The sequence below is a fragment of the Kitasatospora sp. NPDC127035 genome (assembly GCF_042726075.1).
GTDB lineage: Bacteria > Actinomycetota > Actinomycetes > Streptomycetales > Streptomycetaceae > Kitasatospora.
On record NZ_JBHXDN010000165.1, the window covers coordinates 1 to 1,828 of the forward strand.

At 71.0% G+C, this 1,828-nt stretch carries 1 protein-coding gene; it reads right to left on the reverse strand.

Annotation, left to right across the window (positions count from 1 at the left end; genetic code table 11):
* Positions 1 to 1,828: carbamoyl-phosphate synthase large subunit (gene carB / locus ACFWIC_RS41005; protein ID WP_380522301.1), on the reverse strand; the 1,828-nt coding region annotated here is incomplete at both ends.

Below are 1,828 nucleotides of genomic sequence, written 5' to 3' on the forward strand. Positions count from 1 at the left end.
TCCCCTTGGTGGGGAGGGCGCCGTAGGCGCCGGTCTGGGATTTGGCGTAGGCGGTGCCGAAGACCTTGTCGATGCCCATGACCTCGCCGGTGGAGCGCATCTCCGGGCCGAGGACGGTGTCGACGCCGCGGCCGTGGACGTCACGGAACCGGCTCCAGGGCATCACCGCCTCCTTGACCGCGATCGGCGCGTCCGCGGGCAGCGTGCCCCCGTCGCCCTCCGCCGGGAGCAGCCCCTCGGCGCGTAGTTCGGCGACGGTGGCGCCCAGGGAGATGCGGGCGGCGGCCTTGGCGAGCGGGACGGCCGTGGCCTTGGAGGTGAACGGCACGGTGCGCGAGGCGCGGGGGTTGGCCTCCAGGACGTAGAGGATGTCGCCGGACAGGGCGAACTGGATGTTGATCAGTCCGCGGACGCCCACGCCGCGGGCGATCGCCTCGGTCGAGGTCCGCAGGCGCTTGATGTCGTGGCCGCCGAGGGTGATCGGGGGCAGCGCGCAGGCGGAGTCGCCGGAGTGGATGCCGGCTTCCTCGATGTGTTCCATGACGCCGCCGAGGTAGAGCTCGGTGCCGTCGTAGAGGGCGTCGACGTCGATCTCGACGGCGTCGTCGAGGAAGCGGTCGATGAGGACGGGGTGTTCGGAGACGAGACCGGCGTGGCGTTCCAGGTAGGAGGCGAGGGAGGTCTCGTCGTAGACGATCTCCATGCCGCGTCCGCCCAGCACGTAGGAGGGACGGGCCAGGACCGGGTAGCCGATCTCGTCGGCGATGGCCTTCGCGTCCTCGAAGGAGAACGCGGTGCCGTGCTTGGGGGCGGGCAGGCCCGCCTCGCGCAGGACCCGGCCGAAGGCGCCGCGCTCCTCCGCGAGGTCGATCGCCTCGGGCTGGGTGCCGGCGATGGGCACGCCGTTGTCCTTCAGGGCCTGGGCCAGGCCCAGCGGCGTCTGGCCGCCGAGCTGGACGATCACCCCGGCCAGCGGTCCGGCCTGCCGCTCGGCGTGGACGATCTCCAGGACGTCCTCCAGGGTGAGCGGCTCGAAGTAGAGCCGGTCGGAGGTGTCGTAGTCCGTGGAGACGGTCTCCGGGTTGCAGTTGACCATCACCGTCTCGTACCCGGCGTCCGACAGCGCGAAGGAGGCGTGCACGCAGGAGTAGTCGAACTCGATGCCCTGACCGATCCGGTTCGGCCCCGAACCCAGGATGATCACCGCGGGCTTCGTGCGCGGCGCCACCTCGCTCTCCTCGTCGTAGGAGGAGTAGAAGTACGGGGTGCGCGCCGCGAACTCCGCCGCGCAGGTGTCCACCGTCTTGAAGACCGGACGGATCCCCAGCGCGTGCCGCACCTCGCGCACCACGTCCGGGCGCAGCCCGCGGATCTCGCCGATCTGCTGGTCGGAGAAGCCGTGCCGCTTGGCGTGGCGCAGCAGGGCGGGGGTGAGTTCGGGGGCGTCGGCGAGTTCGCCGGCGATCTCGTCGAGGAGGAAGAGCTGGTCGACGAACCAGGGGTCGATCCTGGTGGAGTCGAAGACCTCGCCGGGGGTGGCGCCGGCGCGGATGGCGTCCATGACGGTGTTGATGCGTCCGTCGGTGGGGACGGCGGCCCGGGCGAGGAGTTCGGCCTTGTCGCCCAGGGGGCCGGCCCAGGTGAACTGGGAGCCCTTCTTCTCCAGGGAGCGCAGGGCCTTGTTGAGGGCCTCGGGGAAGTTGCGGCCCATGGCCATGGCCTCGCCGACGGACTTCATGGTGGTGGTGAGGGTGGCGTCGGCGCCGGGGAACTTCTCGAACGCGAAGCGCGGGACCTTGACGACGACGTAGTCGAGGGTCGGCTCGAA